The sequence below is a fragment of the Arthrobacter sp. MDB1-55 genome, from assembly GCF_059092925.1.
Window position 1 is genome coordinate 346,668 of record NZ_JBNHID010000003.1, and the last position, 18,048, is coordinate 364,715.

Genomic DNA, 18,048 nt, shown 5'->3' on the forward strand with positions numbered 1-18,048 from the left:
ACCTGCATATGAAGATACCTACCGAGAGCTCCGCGGGCGCGGGCTTTCCTTCTCGACCAAATCCACCAACGCGTCCACACCTGGTGACTCCTTGATCGCCTTGCCGATCCGCTGTGCATGCTCCCGGTAGGACGGATCGGCGAGGACCTTGCGCACGGCCTTCGCGACGTCGTCGGGCTTGGCTCGGTTGGTGCGCAGATTGATCCCGGTTCCCGACCACGCGACCCGTGCCGTCACTTCCGCTTTCTCTTCCGACTGGCCGGCGACCACGAGCGGAACCCCGTGACGCAGGGCGAACTGCACTCCCCCGTACCCACCATTCGTGACGACGATGCTGGTCTTGGGTAGGAGCTCGTCATACGGGAGGTAGGAGGAGACCCGGACGTTCGCGGGCAGCGGTCCTCGGAGTGTTTCTTCGGGACGTCCGCCGGTGCTGACGACGACGAGGACGTCATCGTTCGCGAGGCCGTCGATCGTAGGACGGATGAGGTCGTCGTAGTCGCGGTTGGCGACGGTGCCCTGGGTGACGTGGACGACCGGTCGCCCTGAATCGAGGTCTCCCCACCACTCGGGCAGCACAACGTCGGCAGTATCCTTGCCTCGGCCCTGCGACACCGGGCCAACGAAGTGGACGTGATTGGGAAGGTCGGAGCGTGGATACTCGAACTCGGGTACGCCGAACTGAACGAGGACGTCCGCATGCCGCGGCCAATCCATGAAGAAGCCCGGGAAGGGTTTCCCTGTGACGTCCCGCGCAACTTGGTTCACGTACTTCTGCACCGGCCCGAAGATCACCTTCTCGGCCACTCCTTTGAGCGCGGCATTCCGGACGCGGCCGACTGGTCCGCGCAGCGGAGGTATACCGAGGCCGAAGGGTGCCGTATCCCGGCTGGCAAGGCTGAGGGGTACGATGCCGCAGTTGATGACCGTTGGACGCTGAACCCGCGGCGTGTTGAGCAGCAGAGCTGCGCCCATGAAGAGCGCCTCGGAAAGCACCGCGTCGGTGGGCGTTTCTGCAATGGCGGCCTGCACGGCGTCGTACTGGTGTTTACCGGGGCGCATGAAGATATTGGTGAGGTCGTATCGGATCCCGGCCGGGCCTTTGAGACCGACCTTACCGGGGAACTCTTCGTCCTGTTTGGTTTCGTCGAAGTCGGCTTCGGGTGGCAGCGGAAGGAAGGTGGCACCGGTGGCGGCAACGCGGTCGGCGAAGCGTTGGCCGGTGAGGAAGCGGACCGAGTGGCCCCGGTTCACGAGGCCGGCGGCAACGGCGAGCATCGGGACAACATGTCCGGTGACGGGGCAGGAACAAACGAGTACCGATGCCATGACGGGCTCCTGGTTGGGTGAGTGCGTGTTCCCAGTAACCACCCGGTGCCTTGGGAAATTCTGGTTAGACGGCTCCTCCGAAGTGCACCTCGACCTCGTGGACGAGTCCGTCCCGTACGCGGGTGGCTTCGACGTTGCGGTAGGTACGTCCCTCGACGGTGTACTCGTATCGATGCAGCACGACGCCGCCGACCTCGACGATCTGCAGGGTTATTGCCGGTGAATCGAAGTGGTCAGCGGTCGGGAAGCACCTCTCAAGCCAAGTATCGCGATCGAGGTGATCGTCCTGCGGGCTGGTGAAGGTGAAGTCATTCGCCATCAGGGACAGGGCGAGGCGTTCGTCCCGCTCGCGGTATACCCGCATGAATTCGAGGACTGTCTCCTGCGGCGTACGAGTCATGTGAGCTACCGGTCGTCGTCGTTAGGCGCGATGCCCGCTCCCCCGAGCCCGACGTCGGTGCGCCGCTGCTGCTCCGGCATCCCGGCGTTGCAACCAGGACCGCCGGTGACCATGATGCTGCGCTTCCGCGAGTACAGGAAGTAGACCGCGAGGCCGATCGCCATCCAGGCGAAGAACCGGAGCCAGGTGCCGCCGGTGAGGTTGAGCATGAGAAAGAAGCACAGGGCGATGGCCAGGATCGGCAGCACCGGTACGAACGGGACGCGGAAGGACCGCTTCAGATCAGGACGGGTGCGGCGCAGGATGATCACGCCGAGCGCCACCAGCATGAAGGCGAACAACGTACCGATATTGACCAGTTCGGCCAGCGTGGACAGCGGCACGAAAGTCGCGATGATCGCAATGACAATTCCCGCCAGCAGCGTAAACCGGTAGGGCGTCCCGAACTTGGGGTGCACGGCGCCCAGCGCCGGTGGTAGCAGCCGGTCACGGCTCATCGCGAAGCCCACCCGGGTTTGGCCGAGCAGCAGGATCATGGCAACGACGATCAGACCAATACACGCGCCAATCGCCACCACGTTGCCCATCCAGGTAACACCGACGGCGGTGAACGCCGTCGCCAGCGGAGCACCGTCCGTCGGGTCGATGTCGGAGTAGGGGCGGATCCCGGTGATGATTAGCGAAACGGCCATGTACAGCACGGTGACGATGGCGAGGGAACCGAGAATGCCGATCGGCAGATCGCGCTGCGGGTTGCGGGTTTCCTCGGCTGTGGTGGCAATGACGTCGAACCCGATGAACGCGAAGAACACCAGCGCCGCCGCTGCAAACACGCCGCCCAGCCCATACACCGTGGGCTCGAGCCGGAAGAGCGTCTCCACCAGCGGCACGTCCAGGACGCCGGCTTCGGAAGGTGCGGTGCCCTCGCTCGGCGGGATGAACGGCGACCAGTTGGCGACGTTGATGAAGAAGAGGCCGACGATGATCACCAGCAGCACCACAGCGACCTTGATCGCCGTCACCACCTGGTTGATGCGGCTGGAGAGTTTGATGCCGGTCATGAGCACGACGGTCAGCCCGAGGATGAGCAGCCCCGCCGGCAGGTTCATCACGCCGGTATCGACGGAGGCGATGGCTTCGGGGATCGCGAACGGGGTGTCCTGCAGCACCACGCCGAGGTACTGGCTGAACGACGTCGCCAGCGCGGCGGAACCCACGGTGAACTCCAGCACAAGGTCCCAGCCGATCACGAAGGCCACCAGCTCACCGAGCGTCGCGAACGAGAACGTATAGGCGCTGCCGGCCACGGGCACGGTCGAGGCCAATTCGGCGTAGCAAATCGCGCTCAGCCCAGCGACCACACCGGCGATAAGGAAGGACAGCGCGACGGCGGGACCCGCGTTTGCGCCGGCGGCCTGCCCAGTGAGCACGAAGATTCCCGCACCGATACACACGCCGACGCCGAAGACGATGAGGTCGAGCGCACCCAGGCTCTTTTTGAGCTGGTGCCCCGGCTCCTCTGTGTCGCGAATGGACTGCTCAATGGATTTCGTACGGAACACACTCATGGCCTGACCCCTTGCTCTGGGACTCTGGCTGCTCTCACTTATGTCTGGCTTGAGCACGATTCTATGCCCGTGGACGGTACTTACAACCGGTGAGTGAGGAGGGAGATGCGGGAAGCGTTCGCTGGTCCTTCCATTTCCAATGTACCGCTAGGAAGGGGGCTGGCGGCAAGACCCCGGTCATGCCTCACACTGGCTCGGATGCACCCGAACGGTGCACCGTGAAAAGCACGAAGAGGCGAGGTTGGAATGGCTGACGTGATCGTTGCGGGAGGTGGTCCCACCGGGATGATGTTGACCGGTGAGCTCACCCTGGCTGGAGTGGACGCGGCGATCATCGAGCGCCGCCCGACGCCGGGTCTGGTCGGCTCCTGTGCTGGCGCCGAACCGTTCGGTGAGGTTAGTTACCTCGATCATTTGTATCGTCTTTCTCTTTCGTGATTCGTTACAGTGCGTTTGATTGCGCCTTGTGGGTATCCGCCGAACCGGTCTGCGGGCGCGTGGCCCCGTAGGCAATCCAGGCTCCTGCGGCGGCTATCACCAGTGCACCGAGGACCTGGGTGGAGAGGCTGGCTCCAATGGTGGCCATGCCGGTCACAACTCCGAGGACGTAGAAGGTGACTGTGCCGACTATCCAGAGCCCTCCGGCCCAGGCCGGAAGCGTGTCTGATTTCCACACGGCCACTCCCAGCAGCACACTGCCTACGAAGGCGAGTAGAAGGCCCGAGCAGATACGTGAACATCATGGCGTCGGGAAACTGCAGGTCCATTACCCCTGGCACTCCGTCCAGGTACGCGCGCCCAACAGCAGGCGTGGTGAACGTCGAGAGGCTCGCAGGCACCATAAGCAGTGCGTGACCGAAGACGGTGATAACCATTGCGGGCAGGGCCAGTCGGCCGGTCTTCCCGGCGGCAAGGTAGGCACCCAGCGCAAAGACGCCGAAAATCGCCAGGATCGTTCCGCCGGTACTGCCGGACACATGGCTGACCAGGTAAGAGGGCTCGCTGACGAATTGGGCCCACGCTTCGGGATCGGTTTCCTGGTCCGGCTGGGGCTTCAGCGACGACCAGGCGGTAAGGAGCCCGTAGACGGGCAGGGCGAACAAACCTGCGCGGATCCAGTGGGTGGTGCTCATCAGATATTCCTTTCAGGGAGTGGAACTCCTTGATGAAGTTCCTTCTCGAGATTAGGAATTCCGCGTGCGGGGATCGTCGGACACAAGTGCCGTTGTTTTCGGGCGAGCGGTACCTGGGTACTAGGCCCTGGTTGCTTCGGGCCAGCTGGGGCTATTGACAGCTATGCCCCATAGGGGAGCATCAGAGTACGACCGATACGGAGGACACCATGGCAGCGAACGACGGCGACGCGAACGTACCGATCCAGGTCGAGTTGGTGCCTGATCCCTCTACTGATCCCGCTGCCTCGCGGATCCCCCGCGCGGTTGCGTCTGCCGCGGTCGCACCAGGCGCGGTGGCCGCGTTCTTCGCAGCCGACGACGGGGAGAGGTCCGTCTACAACGATCCTGCGGCTTTGCGCGCCGGCGGGTCGGGTGACACCTACACGGGCGCTGCGGCTCACGGACCTGAGGTGCACTTTCCCGCGTCCTTCGACAGCGGCGGTGCAGACGGCGGCGGTGACTAGCCAGGGTCAGGACCTCGGCCCCAAACTCGAGCGTGAACTCGAATATCGGCGTGTCAGGGCCCGGGCAGGGTTGGCCTCGCGAACGGGTCGAGCAATATCGCCGCTGCCCACAGAGTGCCAACCGGGTTAGTGATGCCGTCCCCCTCCATATCCCGGCGCCGATCGGTGCACAGGTCGAACCTCGACGGATGCCGCCGTCGGGAATCAGGTTGGCGCCGGATGCAATGCCAATGGATTGAGAAATGCCCGCTAAAAGGTCCGGCAGGGCACCCCAGAACAGGTTCGTCGCCGCGATATTCGCAGAACGGCATGGTGTGTGTGGATGATGCCGTTTGACTGAGTAGAGGAGCCCGTGGCGGTCGATCACAGTACTCGCACGTGACTGCTGCGAGCTCGAAAGGTGGTGGATGGGCGTTCTGGTCACTATGGGCCCTGCCCTCGAACAGCAGGAAGACGGCGTTTGGCTCCATTCTGGGAAGGATTTCTAACCATAAGCTGTGGAACAGCAATTGGAACGTCAGTCCTCGTCGTCGAGGTCTTCGGGGTTGAGGTTCTTGGCGGTCTTAGCGGCCTGCTCGTATAGTCGCTCGATGTACCCCTCAAGCTTCACTCGCTCGACCCGCCACTGATTCCGGCCACCAATCTGGATGGCCGGCAGCTCGCCGCTCTTCACCAGAGCGTAGGTCTGGGACATGCTGATACTTAGTTCTTCAGCAACGTCAGTGAGTTTCAGGAAGCGAGGTGAATCGGACACGTCACGCGTCTAAGGGCCGAGGTTGAAAGTACTGATGACGCCGTTGTACCCGATTACCACCACGGCGATGACGATCGCCGCGACGAAGATGAATTGAGGAACGAAGTCGAGCATCCAATGTACCCAGAAGAGAGCAGGGTACTCCGCCTTGAATTTGGCAATACGCAGTTCAGGGGTCTTCGCTCGCCCACTGCTGTAGAGAACATTCGCGTACACGCGGAAGAAGAATAGAAAGGGAGTTAGGTGCTGAATGGTACCGAGCGCCGATACACCAGGAAGGTTCGCGCCGTATGCTACTGAAGGTCCGTCATTGTCGCTATCGACTGGCTTTTTCGAGGTTTCAGTTTGAGCCGACAGTTGTTTTGCAAAATCGACGTTCTCGCCCGCTTTCGGTTTCTCTGTCATGTCGCGGTCAGAGGCCTCGGCACCGAATATTTAGCATTTTCAAACGGTTGGTCATCGCTTCTGTGGATACATTGAACAACTTCGCCAATGAATATATGTCGTGCTCTGGCGCGTAGAACTCTACTTCATCCGAGGGCATCAATAAGCTGGCAGCAAACGTGTTCGCATAGACCTCTTTCGGATCTGTCCCGTACCGGGACATGGTGTCGCGGTTGTCCACGTATCCGATCTCGCCGCGTCCCTTGTTATCCACGAAGTGCCCTAACTCGTGAGCACATGTAAATCGTCTTCTATGGATGTGGTGACGAGCGTTGACCGTTATCTCCGCCTTTCCGCCTGGGCTCTTATAGATAAATCCCGACAACTCTTCGTCTAGATCTGCGAGGAAGACTTCTGTGCCCATAAGCTCAGCGATCACGGTGGCATCGACAGGCAGTGGCACCTCGCCGTTTCGATCGACCCAATGCTCCTGCAAAGCCCTCATCGCGTCGCGAGTAGCGTCACGCATAACAGTTTGCAGACTCACGTGGGTAGAGCCCCTTCCGCCAAAGTTGAGTGTACGAGCCATCATACGTCCAACTTCTCTCCCCTCGTGGGCGCTCTTGGAGCGGCAAGCCTTCCCTGATGCCTTCATCCCAGGGCCCACATCTGACCCGTCCTCTTAGGGACGGCTCAGGAATCGCGGGAGATGGTTCTCGTTCGGCCTGAATTCGACAACCGAATCTGAAGAGCCGTCCGTCTGCAGAAGGTAAAGGAGAATTGTATCTACCCCGCAGCCGTTGCCATTTCAGCCGGTGTCCCACTCTCAGCACTCGAAACTGGGCTTACATTGCCTCATCTTCTGCTTCCTGATTGCGTGCGCATCCCGAGATTCCCTAGGCTGACCCCGTTGCGTAGGATTTGCTGAGGAACCTTCAAGAAGCTACGACTAGGGGAATTTTGTCTCATCTATCTGACAAGCTTACGGTCAAGGCAACCACTCTGATGGAGGAAGCGTGGCAGACCATAAACGGGCGCACGGTTCCCAGGACCCAGGATGTCGCCCTCAAGAACGGAGCCGTGAAGATAGATGCAACCTATCTATACTCTGACCTCGCGCAGTCGACCTTACTTCAGAAGAAGTACAGGCCGGAGTTTTCTGCACGGGTTGTGCGCATGTATCTGGCGGGGGCTTCGGAGATCATCCGGGCCAAGGGTGGCAGCATAAAAAGCTTCGATGGAGATCGAGTGATGGGAATCTTTTTAGGCCCCTCAATGAGGGATGACGCCGTTGATGCATCCCTCAAGATCAACTGGTACGTCCAGGTCATATTGAACTCTGAGGTTCAGAAGCGCTTAGAGGCTAGCAACAGTGCGGCGTGGACTGTCACCCACGGGATAGGAATCGATGCCGGTCCTGCTTTCATGACGCGCGCGGGTGTGCACAACCGCGCTGGCGAGCACAATCATAATGACCTCATCTCGATTGGTGCAGCACCCAACATCGCCGCAAAACTGAGCGGCCTTAGAGGCGAAGAAGCCGGACCCATCACAATCACTTCGAGAGTCTACGACGCGCTCAGCGACAGCCAGATAAATGGAGGCAAGCCGAGGCGGCATATGTGGCGAGAAGAGATGAGCATCGCAGCTGGTCCACACAAAGTGCTCGTTCGCCAGAGTCGTTGGAGGCGCACCCCGTGACAAGCGAACCTGCCGGTGTCCGTGATGAACAAACAAAGATGGCTCTAGACAACGCATGGAAAATTCACGCGGCCCAGGCTGATTGGACGGGAAAGGTAGACGCCAAAGCCTCATTTGCATTTGGCCTTGAGTCAGCCGCAATCATCACCGTCGTGGCTCTGAGCGCAGAGGGCAGAATATTTGGGAATCTAAACTCGTCGTCAGCTACATGGCTTTACGGCATAGGGCTCGCGTCCATCCTAGTCGGTGCCGTGTTCGCTGTTACCGCTGTCATCCCGCGTCTTAAGTCCGAAAAGGTCAAAGGGTTGTATCCAGATAACTTCATATACTTCGGGCACGCCCAGCATTGGCAGCCGGACGATCTTGCGAGGGCCTTGGTGGAACGGGACGTCCTATCTGTGATCACGCGGCAGATTGTTGTGATGGCGGAGATTGCTTGGGAGAAGCACCGATGGGTGCAGTACTCGATGATTGCAGGCTCTGCCGGTGGAGTCTCAATCGTGCTGAGTGCGCTTATTCTTCGCTTCAGTTAGCAACCACTGAGCTGTCAGCACGATCTATGGTCCCGACGGCTGGCATGCGCTTATTGGGCTAACCACTACGCCCATGAACGATCTCTTCCGAACCTGTGGGGTTGGCTTGGTTGCGGCGCACTTCGGGTCGATCTAGCCCCCGACTTCATCGATGCGCTGTCGTGAAATATTCGGGCATGATCGATCCGCTTTTTGTCGAGTGCCGAGGCTTCCGGACTTCCACCTGTAAAGAGCAGTCTCAGGGCCGCCTCACCAGCACGTTCAGAATGAGCGACCCGCTGTTCAGGTTGTAACCCATTCAGCGCCATAAAGGCCCCCTCCACTTTCCAAAGTCAGTCTAAGCGCGTAGCACCGACCCTGGCGGAATTTGAACTATCTACTGACGTCGACGGAGGAGATCTTGAAGGTGAACGATTTTCGCGGCGGGCTGGCATCGTTGTAAGGGCAGGCATGACCGGGACTAAACCATTACAAGGTGCGAACTACTGTGTAGACCTAGCGCGATCCGTGGCCTTGCGCGAGGCAGAGGACGGTGCAGTAGCAACTCTTAGCGAAGTATGAAGTGTGTGCGCGCTTGCTCTATAGACGTGGTGCCTGGACCGAAGGATAGGCGTGGGCAACGTGCCAGCCTAGCGGTGTATCTGACAGTTGCTGACACCTCGGGTGCCGGGATCTAGCCAACAAGAGCCACCGGGGCTAGATAGCTGTGCGCTCCTGTCCCTGCAAACAATGAAGCGGCACCACTGGCAACCTAAGAAGGATGCGAGCGAGATGGACAAGAAACGAAGCAGAGTTCGAGTGGCGGGTTGCAAGTTACCGCTGCGGGAATCCGCTCAACGGCATGATCCGTGACCAGCAATCGATGGCCCTGGCCAAATGAGCGGCGGCGCAGGATCTCAGGATCTCATGTCCTGTTCCTGAATCGGCTAGGTTTCTTTAGCTCCTGCATCTCGCCAAATCTGCTGGCGAAGGGTCCGCCCCGAATTCTTTCGATCAGCGACCGCTACCCAGCGCTTCAACGTCGTGACTGAGAGCCTGAAATCTCTAGGGACAACATCCTAATCATCGGAATAGCTAACCATTGATCTGCACTGCTTATGAGCGATGGATAGGCATGCCCATCGTCAGTCGGATCCAGCTGACGCACCAATGCATCAACGCCGCCTGCATGAGATATTCTCGCAAGCGAATTCCCCTGATAGCTCTCAAAGTTGCCCCGGTATCCAGTACCGCAGGTCGGGCACAAGCAAGCGGCGCATATATGGCACTCTCGCTGTATGAACCTAAACCAGAGTACCGTTCTCGATTCACCGGCATGGGAGCTTTTACGAGAAGCCCACGCCGACTACACATCGAGCGTCGCACCGACGTATGACGAGGTCCTCCACGAAGTCGCAGAGAACGTCCGCGCGTCGGGCAGCATAGGTAAGAGTGACATTGGAGCTTTACTTTCTTGGAAGCGACTCCGAGCGAATACGCCCTGGGTCGGTGACTTGATGAGCAAGCCAGAACACGAGGTCCGGGCGGTGACGGAAAGGGCAGTGTCTTCGGTTAATGACGCATCACAAACCGTGCCGCAAGCGGCCTCTGCCGGTCGTGCTGCGCTCTCGTCGCTGCCCGGGTTCAAGACGGGCGACGCATTTGCCTCAGCTCTTTTGCTAGCTGCGGCCCCTGCCCGCATGGCGGTGTACGACCGGCGCGCCCGTGCCGGACTAAAGACTCTTGGGCTTGGCCTCTCCAACGCGTCTGGTAGGTATGGGCGTTACATGGAGCTGGTGGAACAACTAAGGACAACGGCAACGCTGAACGGATACAGCTGGTCCGCAAGAGATGTAGACATCGCCCTTTATTGGCTCGGTGGTCGAGTGCCAAGACGCTGACCTAGCCTAAACGCGGTGGCATTGGACGACCAGTCGCCGTATTGATCTTCACATCTACGGTTGCTCATCCCGTATCCTCTTGAGATAACGGTCAGGATGCAGGACAACACGGATAAGAACGGTCCAATAACGGACATGGGGGCGCAATCGGTGACAGCTCGACGAAGGGCAACATTCCGCGAGGATCTGGTCGATCTGATCCGCGCTCGCCACCCCGTTCTTCTTGTTGAAACTCATGAGGATCAGCGCGTCCTTCAAACCGTGGAGGACATCTCGGCTCATTCCGCTTTGAAGCGTCCGCGCAAGGTTGTCTCCTACTCCTTGAGTCAGGGGCTACACCTACCCGGCGAACAAGGAAAACCTCAGTCGCCAGCAGAAGCACTTTTGACCGCCAGACGAGCTCAAGACCCAACAATCTTCGTGTTCAACGACTTGCATCATTCACTGGGCGGAGGCACTGCACGGGCTGTCGAACCCACAGTCGTGCGGGCCATTCTGGATGCCGCGCGTGACTTCCGGAGCGGAGCTGTGCCCCACACGTTGGTCATCGTCGCCCCGGCTCTCCAACTGCCGATAGACCTCGAAAAGGAAGTCACAGTTCTTGACCTTCCGCTACCGGGGAGGCAGGAGATCGAGTCCGTACTTGACGACATCGTCACAGCTAACGCGAGCAGAATTGTCGTGAATTTGTCGGGCGATGACCGAGAACGTCTGCTTCAGGCAGCACAGGGCCTAACCCTGGGGGAAGCTGAGAACGCTTTCGCACGAGCCATAGCATCCGATGGTCGCCTTGATGCGAGCGACGTTGCTCTTGTCCTCGATGAGAAGAGGCAGGCGATCAAGAAGTCAGGTTTACTCGAATTCATTGATTCTTCCGGGTCGATCGACGATATCGGGGGCTTGGAGAATTTGAAGACTTGGCTGACCAAGCGCAACGGATCATGGTTGGCGAGTGCACAGGAATGGTCAATACCCGCGCCGAAGGGTGTACTGATTACTGGTGTCCCAGGATGCGGGAAGAGCCTCACTGCCAAATGCATGGCCTCCTTATGGGGACTTCCGCTCGTACGCATGGACGTCGGTCGCGTTTTCTCCGGCGTAGTCGGCTCTAGCGAGCAGAATATGCGAGCCTCATTGAAACTCGCCGAAGCTGTCGCCCCGTCTATCCTTTGGATCGACGAGATAGAGAAGGGTTTCGGTGGCGGGAGTGGCGGCGACTCTGGCACAAGTCAGCGAGTATTCGGCACATTCCTTACGTGGCTGCAAGAGAAATCAGAACCTGTGTTTGTCATCGCTACGGCGAACAAGATTGATGGCCTCCCTCCCGAACTGCTCCGCAAGGGGCGCTTCGACGAAATCTTCTTTGTCGACTTGCCCACCGTCAGTGAACTCAAGGTTATCTGGAGGATCCAGCTCCAACAACGGCTGACTCCCGAATCGAAAGCATCGGGTGAACTGGATATCGAGGACGACCTTTTGCTCCGTCTGGCTGAGGAAAGTAACGGGTTTTCGGGTGCGGAAGTTGCGGAAGCTGTTGTCAGCGCTTGTTTTGATGCCTATTCAGAGCGACGAGCTTTACGGGAATCGGACCTCATGAGAACCATACGCAACACCGTCCCGTTGTCCACCACGCAGGCCGAGCAGATCAAGCTCATTCGCGATTGGGCATCCCAGCGAGCAGTTGCTGCGACTTCCGCCGACGATCAGGGGGCGCTTGTTCCTTCGGCCGCGGACGGTGACGTGGCGTCATGGCGCGGCGGACGCCGCATCGAGTTCTAGGGAGCGCCTCTTATGAGTTTGGAAGTCCTACTCATCCCGCTCGGGATGGCGGCTGTAGCGGCGATCAAACAAGCACGGAGCTCAGACCTCTGCGAAAAGTGCAAAGCGACCCGTATCACTGATCAGAAGCTGCTTGAGGAGTCCCTCCTTGCCTTGGGTGCCACGAAGGTGCAGGCATCGAATGGAAGAGTTACCGCAAGGACTGTCCACGGGCCAGTGACTTTCCAGCGGGTCGGCGAAATCTTCCTCGGCCGCGTGGATAAAGCGCCGCATAAGACTGACGTGATGCTGCAGGACCTGAACGCCGCGACCGGCACCATCCTGCAATACCGGACCGTCCAGGCGGTACGTGAACAGGCAGCTGCCATGGGAATGACGCTGATTGAGGAGCGCGCGGATGACGGAACGGTTCAACTCGTCTTCGAGCAGGGCAGATGAATAAGCGAATTAGAGTGACAGTCAGCCCAGAGGGTCAGATTTCGGCGACGGTGGAAGGCCATGAAGGACCAAGCTGCATGGACGAGTTGGATACCGTAGCCGCGTTGTTCCCTGGCGCAACGATCGTCGACTCACGTCTCACCCCGGAGTACTACCATCGAAGCGCCAACACGACGACACAGGTTCAGCCGCTCGAAGCGATAGTTGAGGACGAAAGATGACTCCTGAGGAAAAATTGTGTTCACGAACTTGGAGACTGAGAAATAGCTTAGGCGTTCTCTGGAGCATTCTTTCGTTCGGCCTGTTAACCTGCGTGAACTTCCTTAGCCGAGGTAGCAGATCGAAGAACAAGCGCTGGATTGGCTACGGCATCGGTTTCGGTGTGATAGCCATTGGACTTTTCGCCACAACGGGCACATTCGAATCAGGCACAAAGGAAGCACCCGTCGAGTCGACGGCGGGCACGGTTTGGGGCTGGATTATGTTCGCGAACTGGATCGCGGGGACTTGGATGTCCATCGCTACCAATCGCAAATGGCTTCTTTGGAAGGCTCACCATGAGGACCAAAAATGGTACAGTCAGGCCACCGCGGCCAGACAAGACGTTCAGTCATCGTCAGTTGCGTTTCCTACACCCGCACCAACGTTCTCAGCGCCAGCAGGGAGCACACGGAGCTTCCATCAAGCGAACCACGGTCCCACGGCCACATCAGATATCAACCTGATGCAACTTCCTGATTTTGAACGCCTTGGCTTCGAATATGGTGCGGCGCAACGCATTCTCGAGGTTCGTCAACAGCACGGGCCGTATCAGTCATTTGAACAGCTGGTTGCCGTAACCGGCATACCGCCGCACCTACTGATCCCCCACCGAAATGTCGTTTCTTTCGCTGCAACACCAGAATCCTTCAAGGATCCCGAGGGCGGACGTAGCCGCGGTAGTCGCAGACTCGACCTGTGAAAGAACTCCTTCGTGTGGCTCGTGTATTGTATCGCACCACGGCTGAGGGACCTGGCCAACGAACCGCGATCTGGGTGCAGGGGTGCAGCATCCGCTGTCGTGGATGCATAAATCCGCATCTGTTCGATGCGAATGGCGGGGACTTGATCGACCTGGACGAGTTAGTCTGCGGAGCACTTCACTCTGGCTCAGAGGGGATCACCCTGCTGGGCGGTGAACCATTCGATCAACCAGGCCCTTGCGCGGCGCTAGCGCGGGCGGCTCAAGTTGCCGGATTAGGTGTCATCACGTTTACCGGATACAGCTATCGGGATCTAATCACAAGGATTGAAGCACAATCCCTGCTCAGCGCAACGGATCTCCTCGTTGACGGCCCTTACGTGGCTGCCCTTCCAGAAGGCACAAGAGCGCTGGTCGGATCAACCAATCAGCAATTCATCCACCTCACTGGGAGATACGCGTCGTATCAACCCGACACAGTGCCGAATCGCTTAGACGTACGCGTTCTTTCCGATGGAAGTGTTGAACTGGCTGGGTTCCTAAAATCGAAGGAGCTGAGCTCCATCGCTCGAGGAGCCAAAACTCGACGTTCGATGCCTTAGTACGCTCGGACGAGAATCGAAGAGGAAGTTGGCAAACTCGATCCTTTCCTCCGTGACTTGTTGCTTCTGCAGTACGTGCCCACAAACGAGGAATCGACACATCGAGCGCGACGGAAACCTTCTTCTAGGTATCTTTTCTACACTCGCAACTTTCGAGCGGGCGTTGATTCGAGGAAGGACACATGCTGGACAGGCTGCAGCGCGAGCGAGAGGTCGGGTGGGTGGACGCCGTCCAGTCGTTGATGAGACTAAAGGCCCGTCTCATTCGGTCGCTGTTCAAGAGGGTTCGCACACCGTGTCGGAGATCGCAAGCCGAGTAGGGATTAGTCGACTTTCCTTTACAACTTCTTAAGGGCTGACTGGTTATCGAAATCATTCTCGCCTGCTGGACTTCGACCTTGACCAATTAGTTGGGGGGTAGGAGTTGCTTGTTAACGACTTCCGACCGCTATGGGCGATGAGGTGTATTGGTTGCTTCTCGGATGGGCTTCCTGCTGGCCATGAGTCCTCGTTGTACCACTACTGCCCTCTTTGGAGCGTGGCGTCCAATACTTCCGACCCTTATCGGTAGTATGTGTGTTCTAGTTAAAAACGTCGACGCGCGCGTCATGCAGTAGCACTCACGAGTTGCAGCTGGTGCTAGGGGTGGGCCATCGTGATACCGCTCGATGGAACGCGCACGAAAGCAGGTGTTAGCTTGCGCAGCACTCATAAGCAGTTGATCTAAACTCGAACCTGAAGACACGAGATATGGAGCCCAATGACTAAGCAGAAACACCTTGCGATTGACCTTTTCGCTGGCGCCGGGGGGTTGTCACTGGGGTTCCATATGGCTGGTCTAGAGGGTTTGTTCGGCATTGAGAAAGATGCCATGGCTTTCTCTACCCTTCAGGCGAACCTCGTCGGTGAAAACTCCGCGTACGCTGCCTATCCCAGTTGGCCCGCTTGGCTTCCGACGGAGCCCATGGGCGTAGAGGCATTATTAGAGGACGACTACTTGAGTGAGCAGATGAGCAAGCTCAAGGGCAAAGTATCTGTCGTGGCAGGAGGACCGCCCTGTCAGGGTTTTAGTGTAGGTGGCTCACGGAACGGCCTTGACGAGCGGAATCAACTGGTCTTCAAAATGCTTGAGCTGATTGAATGCGTGATGCCGAAGATCGCTCTGGTTGAAAACGTCGAAGGGATAACTCGACGCTTTGTTTCCCGTCCGGGCGCCAAATCTGAGACCTCTGTTGCAGATCAAGTCGTTGAACACCTAGAGAGCATTGGCTATTCAGCAGCGTTTCAGGTTATTGATGCTAGCCAATTCGGGGTACCGCAGACGCGACGGCGAACTGTAATCGTTGGGCTTCATAACTCCTTGAACCGCGAGGCGTCCTCGTTCTTCGAAGTGCTGCATGCCATTCGGGATGAACACCTTCGGAGCCTCGGGCTGCCCGTGGAGGAACCCGTATCGGCGAAAGAAGCCCTCGACGACCTCCACAACCCTGTTGGGCGACATAAATCTACGGAGTGGCCTAAATTTGAGACCTCCTCTTTCAAGGCAGCTGAGAGTGCTTACGCGCAACTTCTTCGACGCGGTACAGAGATCGGAGAAGTGCCAAACTCGCACCGCTACTCCAATCATGGGGAAAGAGTGTTATCCCTTTTCAAACTGGCTCACGAGACTCAGCCGAGCGGACGATTGTCAAAAGAGTTCCTGACTTCGAACCATTGCAAATCAGACAAGAAGGTGCTGATTGACCCCGACCGCCCCGTTTCGACCTTGACTTCTCATCCTGACGAGTTCATTCACTACGCGGAGCCTAGAAGCATCACGGTCCGAGAGATGGCACGCCTCCAGTCTTTTCCTGATGACTTCGTGTTCAACGGTCGTTACACCATCAATGGCGACCGCCGGGGGCTGGATGTTGCCCGCTGCGTGCAGGTCGGGAACGCGGTTCCGCCACTCTTTGGTCGAGCCTTGGGGATAGCGATGTTGAAAGTTCTCGATGACGCTGAGTGAGGATATTGCTGAGTTTGGGTTGGATAGCAGGCCGATCTTCGAGTTTCTTCTGCGGACAGACCCAAGTGCTGAACCGGCATTTTTTGCAGAGACAATGGAGTCCTACCTTCCTACACCCGAATGGCTCGTCACTCATGCTCCAACTCGATACAAGGACGCATCAACCTACGAGAACTTGTGGAATCAAGAGATGGGTGGGGACTTCCGCGAGTTCTTACAAACGCGCTCGCTCGATTGGCGGGACTACGCAGGTTACCTTGGGCCGATTCAATATAATGCAATCCGCGCTCAGCTTCGTAGCGTCTTCCCATCCCGAAACGGAACCAAAGGCTGGAAAGTTGTTCTACTGGGATTTCCGTCGCTTGACCTAGTTGTGTTTGCCCTTGGCCATCACTATGGCGATGCAAGGAGCCAGAGGGTGATTGGAGAGGCGTCGGCGCGACTGAGACACAGGGCGCTGGAGCACCTCTCCACAGAAGCAAGAGCGAGAGTTGATGATTACCCGGCGGCGGTGGCCGCCGATTGGGACGACCGTGGATTGATGACCAGACCCGTACTATCAATAGGCGGCCTGGACATTTCGGCGTACGACGGTGAGGCAGGGGCAAAGTTACGTCACGTTCGCAATACGAGCGCGAAGAAGGAGATATCGACGTTTTTCTTCCGTCGCGCTTTCTCCTTACAGGAACTGAATGCTGACAGGGCGGACGAAGCACTTGGGCCAGAGTTGTCGTTGTCGGAGGGCAACTACAATCTCGCGTTGATTAGGGGACTGGCGCTCGAACTTGGAAGGGCTGATGCATGAACCCTTTTGCAGATGCAGACTATTTCGAGAAGCTACGAAGCTCGGCCATGCAGAGCGAGGAGCAGTTCAGTCGGTTCGAAAGGCTGCTTGATCGCAGGGCAGCAGGTGCTCAGATGGAGATCAGGATCGCCGACCGAGCGATGCGCATGCTTCTCCTAGCCATATCCTCATCCCCCGCAGTGCTCCTCGTCGGACCGCCCGGAACAGGCAAGACAGAACTTCTCTTCCAAGTCATTGAGAACTTGAACAAGGACGCGGAGCGTTTCGGCTTCTCAAGGAATGATATGGACGCCGAAGCTGTGACTCCCGAGGAAGACTGGGGGTTTCAAGACCTTGTGATGGGGCAGTCGCTGAGGTCGGGAGAAATCACGTCGGTCGAGGGCGAACTGTTGCAGGCCATTCAAAACGATGTATGGCTCCTCTTGGACGAAATGAATCGCGCTGATATGGATCGCATATTTGGTGGTCTCCTCACTTGGCTGTCCCGAAAACGGGTGAAAGTCGGTAACTGGAACGGAGCGGTTACAGCGCCCGTCTATCTGGACTGGAGTGAGTCCGATCCATACAGCCAGGTCAGCATCATCGAGAACGGGATGCGGGAGTATGTCGCTGGCACCGACTGGCGGCTCCTGGGCACATATAACGCTGTAGATGCTCAAAGGGTCTTCCGCATGGGGCAAGCGCTCAGCAGGCGTTTCAAACACATCCCAATCGCCCCGGCAAATGTGGACCAGTTTCGGACCATTATCAGCGGCTACGTTTCCGATGAAACCCTCGCCCCGACCATATCGGACCGAATCGTGGGCCTCTACGGGGCTCACTTCCAGACGAACCGCGCGCAGTTGGGGCCGGGCCTGTTCGTCGATATGCCCAGATTCTTGGAATCCGGACTACACGCCTATGGAGGTTCGGTCTTGGACGGGAACTCGTCGTTGCTAGAGGAACTCGTTGCAGAGGCCTACTTTAGTTCGGTCGGCAGTATGCTCGCCAGAATGGAGTCGGATGTTCTAGACGAACTGGGAGGAATCCTCGTTGCAAGCGAAGCCCTATCTTCCGACTCATGGGACTGGGTTCTATCAAATATTCCGACCTTACAGAGCTAATCGGTGGAAATATCTTCGGGGATGCTCAGAGTCTTCGCAGATTGGTCGGGGGCAGGAAGTCTTTTTGACTCTCTGTCATCTGCGGGCAATGAGTCCAGACAGTGGACGTCGGCGGAGATAAGAGGGCGAGCCACACGCGTTCTCCTTCTGGAGAACGAACCGCTTCT

20 protein-coding genes are annotated in these 18,048 nt (G+C 58.1%); 13 read left to right on the forward strand and 7 right to left on the reverse strand.

Features of this window, described 5'->3' with window-relative positions:
- Window positions 1–18: 18 nt before the first annotated feature.
- The 3 genes from AC5RU3_RS13195 to AC5RU3_RS13205 form a co-directional block, all read right to left on the reverse strand.
- Window positions 19–1,329, reverse strand: coding sequence for a glycosyltransferase (locus AC5RU3_RS13195; protein WP_493965838.1), 1,311 nt, complete (start codon window positions 1,327–1,329; stop codon window positions 19–21).
- Between the two features lie 64 nt (window positions 1,330–1,393).
- Window positions 1,394–1,729 (reverse strand): DUF4440 domain-containing protein, encoded by a 336-nt coding sequence (locus AC5RU3_RS13200; RefSeq protein WP_493965839.1) that lies wholly within the window; start codon window positions 1,727–1,729, stop codon window positions 1,394–1,396.
- Between the two features lie 5 nt (window positions 1,730–1,734).
- Entirely contained in the window at window positions 1,735–3,297 is a 1,563-nt protein-coding gene (locus AC5RU3_RS13205) for an amino acid permease (protein WP_493965840.1), read from the reverse strand.
- A gap of 246 nt (window positions 3,298–3,543) precedes the next feature.
- Between AC5RU3_RS13205 and AC5RU3_RS13210 the strand changes: the two genes are divergently transcribed.
- Window positions 3,544–3,735, forward strand: a complete 192-nt coding sequence (locus AC5RU3_RS13210) for an FAD-dependent monooxygenase (RefSeq protein ID WP_493965841.1) — start codon at window positions 3,544–3,546, stop codon at window positions 3,733–3,735.
- Window positions 3,736–3,739: 4 nt separating this feature from the next.
- Here the strand turns inward: AC5RU3_RS13210 and AC5RU3_RS13215 are convergent, their stop codons facing one another.
- Entirely contained in the window at window positions 3,740–3,973 is a 234-nt protein-coding gene (locus AC5RU3_RS13215) for a hypothetical protein (RefSeq protein WP_493965842.1), read from the reverse strand.
- Between the two features lie 666 nt (window positions 3,974–4,639).
- Between AC5RU3_RS13215 and AC5RU3_RS13220 the strand changes: the two genes are divergently transcribed.
- Window positions 4,640–4,936: a hypothetical protein gene (locus tag AC5RU3_RS13220; protein ID WP_493965843.1), complete on the forward strand. Its 297-nt coding sequence runs from the start codon at window positions 4,640–4,642 to the stop codon at window positions 4,934–4,936.
- Between the two features lie 517 nt (window positions 4,937–5,453).
- On the opposite strand, the gene AC5RU3_RS13225 is transcribed toward AC5RU3_RS13220, so the two are convergent.
- The 3 genes from AC5RU3_RS13225 to AC5RU3_RS13235 form a co-directional block, all read right to left on the reverse strand.
- A complete protein-coding gene (locus AC5RU3_RS13225; protein ID WP_493966035.1) occupies window positions 5,454–5,630 on the reverse strand; it encodes a helix-turn-helix domain-containing protein in 177 nt (58 codons plus the stop codon).
- 69 nt (window positions 5,631–5,699) lie between these two features.
- Window positions 5,700–6,095: a hypothetical protein gene (locus AC5RU3_RS13230; RefSeq protein ID WP_493965844.1), complete on the reverse strand. Its 396-nt coding sequence runs from the start codon at window positions 6,093–6,095 to the stop codon at window positions 5,700–5,702.
- A gap of 7 nt (window positions 6,096–6,102) precedes the next feature.
- Entirely contained in the window at window positions 6,103–6,621 is a 519-nt protein-coding gene (locus AC5RU3_RS13235; RefSeq protein WP_493965845.1) for an ImmA/IrrE family metallo-endopeptidase, read from the reverse strand.
- A 458-nt stretch (window positions 6,622–7,079) separates the two neighbouring features.
- Between AC5RU3_RS13235 and AC5RU3_RS13240 the strand changes: the two genes are divergently transcribed.
- The 11 genes from AC5RU3_RS13240 to AC5RU3_RS13290 all read left to right on the forward strand — a co-directional run bounded on the left by AC5RU3_RS13240 (window position 7,080) and on the right by AC5RU3_RS13290 (window position 17,881).
- Window positions 7,080–7,775 carry an adenylate/guanylate cyclase domain-containing protein gene (locus AC5RU3_RS13240; RefSeq protein ID WP_493965846.1) on the forward strand — a complete coding sequence of 232 codons (696 nt, stop codon included), beginning with the start codon at window positions 7,080–7,082 and terminating at the stop codon, window positions 7,773–7,775.
- Entirely contained in the window at window positions 7,772–8,308 is a 537-nt protein-coding gene (locus AC5RU3_RS13245; protein WP_493965847.1) for a Pycsar system effector family protein, read from the forward strand. The genes AC5RU3_RS13240 and AC5RU3_RS13245 overlap by 4 nt, the downstream gene beginning before the upstream one ends.
- 2,015 nt (window positions 8,309–10,323) lie before the next feature.
- Window positions 10,324–11,967, forward strand: coding sequence for an AAA family ATPase (locus AC5RU3_RS13250; protein ID WP_493965848.1), 1,644 nt, complete (start codon window positions 10,324–10,326; stop codon window positions 11,965–11,967).
- 12 nt (window positions 11,968–11,979) lie between these two features.
- On the forward strand, window positions 11,980–12,405 hold the full coding sequence (locus AC5RU3_RS13255; RefSeq protein ID WP_493965849.1) for a hypothetical protein: 426 nt from the start codon (window positions 11,980–11,982) through the stop codon (window positions 12,403–12,405).
- Window positions 12,402–12,626 carry a DUF2997 domain-containing protein gene (locus tag AC5RU3_RS13260; protein ID WP_493965850.1) on the forward strand — a complete coding sequence of 75 codons (225 nt, stop codon included), beginning with the start codon at window positions 12,402–12,404 and terminating at the stop codon, window positions 12,624–12,626. The genes AC5RU3_RS13255 and AC5RU3_RS13260 overlap by 4 nt, the downstream gene beginning before the upstream one ends.
- Window positions 12,623–13,366 (forward strand): ComEA family DNA-binding protein, encoded by a 744-nt coding sequence (locus AC5RU3_RS13265; RefSeq protein WP_493965851.1) that lies wholly within the window; start codon window positions 12,623–12,625, stop codon window positions 13,364–13,366. Before AC5RU3_RS13260 ends, AC5RU3_RS13265 begins: the two co-directional genes overlap by 4 nt.
- Before the next feature lie 14 nt (window positions 13,367–13,380).
- Window positions 13,381–13,968: a 4Fe-4S single cluster domain-containing protein gene (locus AC5RU3_RS13270; protein WP_493966036.1), complete on the forward strand. Its 588-nt coding sequence runs from the start codon at window positions 13,381–13,383 to the stop codon at window positions 13,966–13,968.
- A 52-nt stretch (window positions 13,969–14,020) separates the two neighbouring features.
- Window positions 14,021–14,320 carry a recombinase family protein gene (locus AC5RU3_RS13275; protein ID WP_493966037.1) on the forward strand — a complete coding sequence of 100 codons (300 nt, stop codon included), beginning with the start codon at window positions 14,021–14,023 and terminating at the stop codon, window positions 14,318–14,320.
- 408 nt (window positions 14,321–14,728) lie between these two features.
- On the forward strand, window positions 14,729–15,973 hold the full coding sequence (locus tag AC5RU3_RS13280) for a DNA cytosine methyltransferase (RefSeq protein ID WP_493965852.1): 1,245 nt from the start codon (window positions 14,729–14,731) through the stop codon (window positions 15,971–15,973).
- On the forward strand, window positions 15,960–16,778 hold the full coding sequence (locus tag AC5RU3_RS13285; protein ID WP_493965853.1) for a hypothetical protein: 819 nt from the start codon (window positions 15,960–15,962) through the stop codon (window positions 16,776–16,778). Before AC5RU3_RS13280 ends, AC5RU3_RS13285 begins: the two co-directional genes overlap by 14 nt.
- Entirely contained in the window at window positions 16,775–17,881 is a 1,107-nt protein-coding gene (locus AC5RU3_RS13290) for an AAA family ATPase (RefSeq protein WP_493965854.1), read from the forward strand. Before AC5RU3_RS13285 ends, AC5RU3_RS13290 begins: the two co-directional genes overlap by 4 nt.
- The last annotated feature ends 167 nt before the right edge of the window (window positions 17,882–18,048 follow it).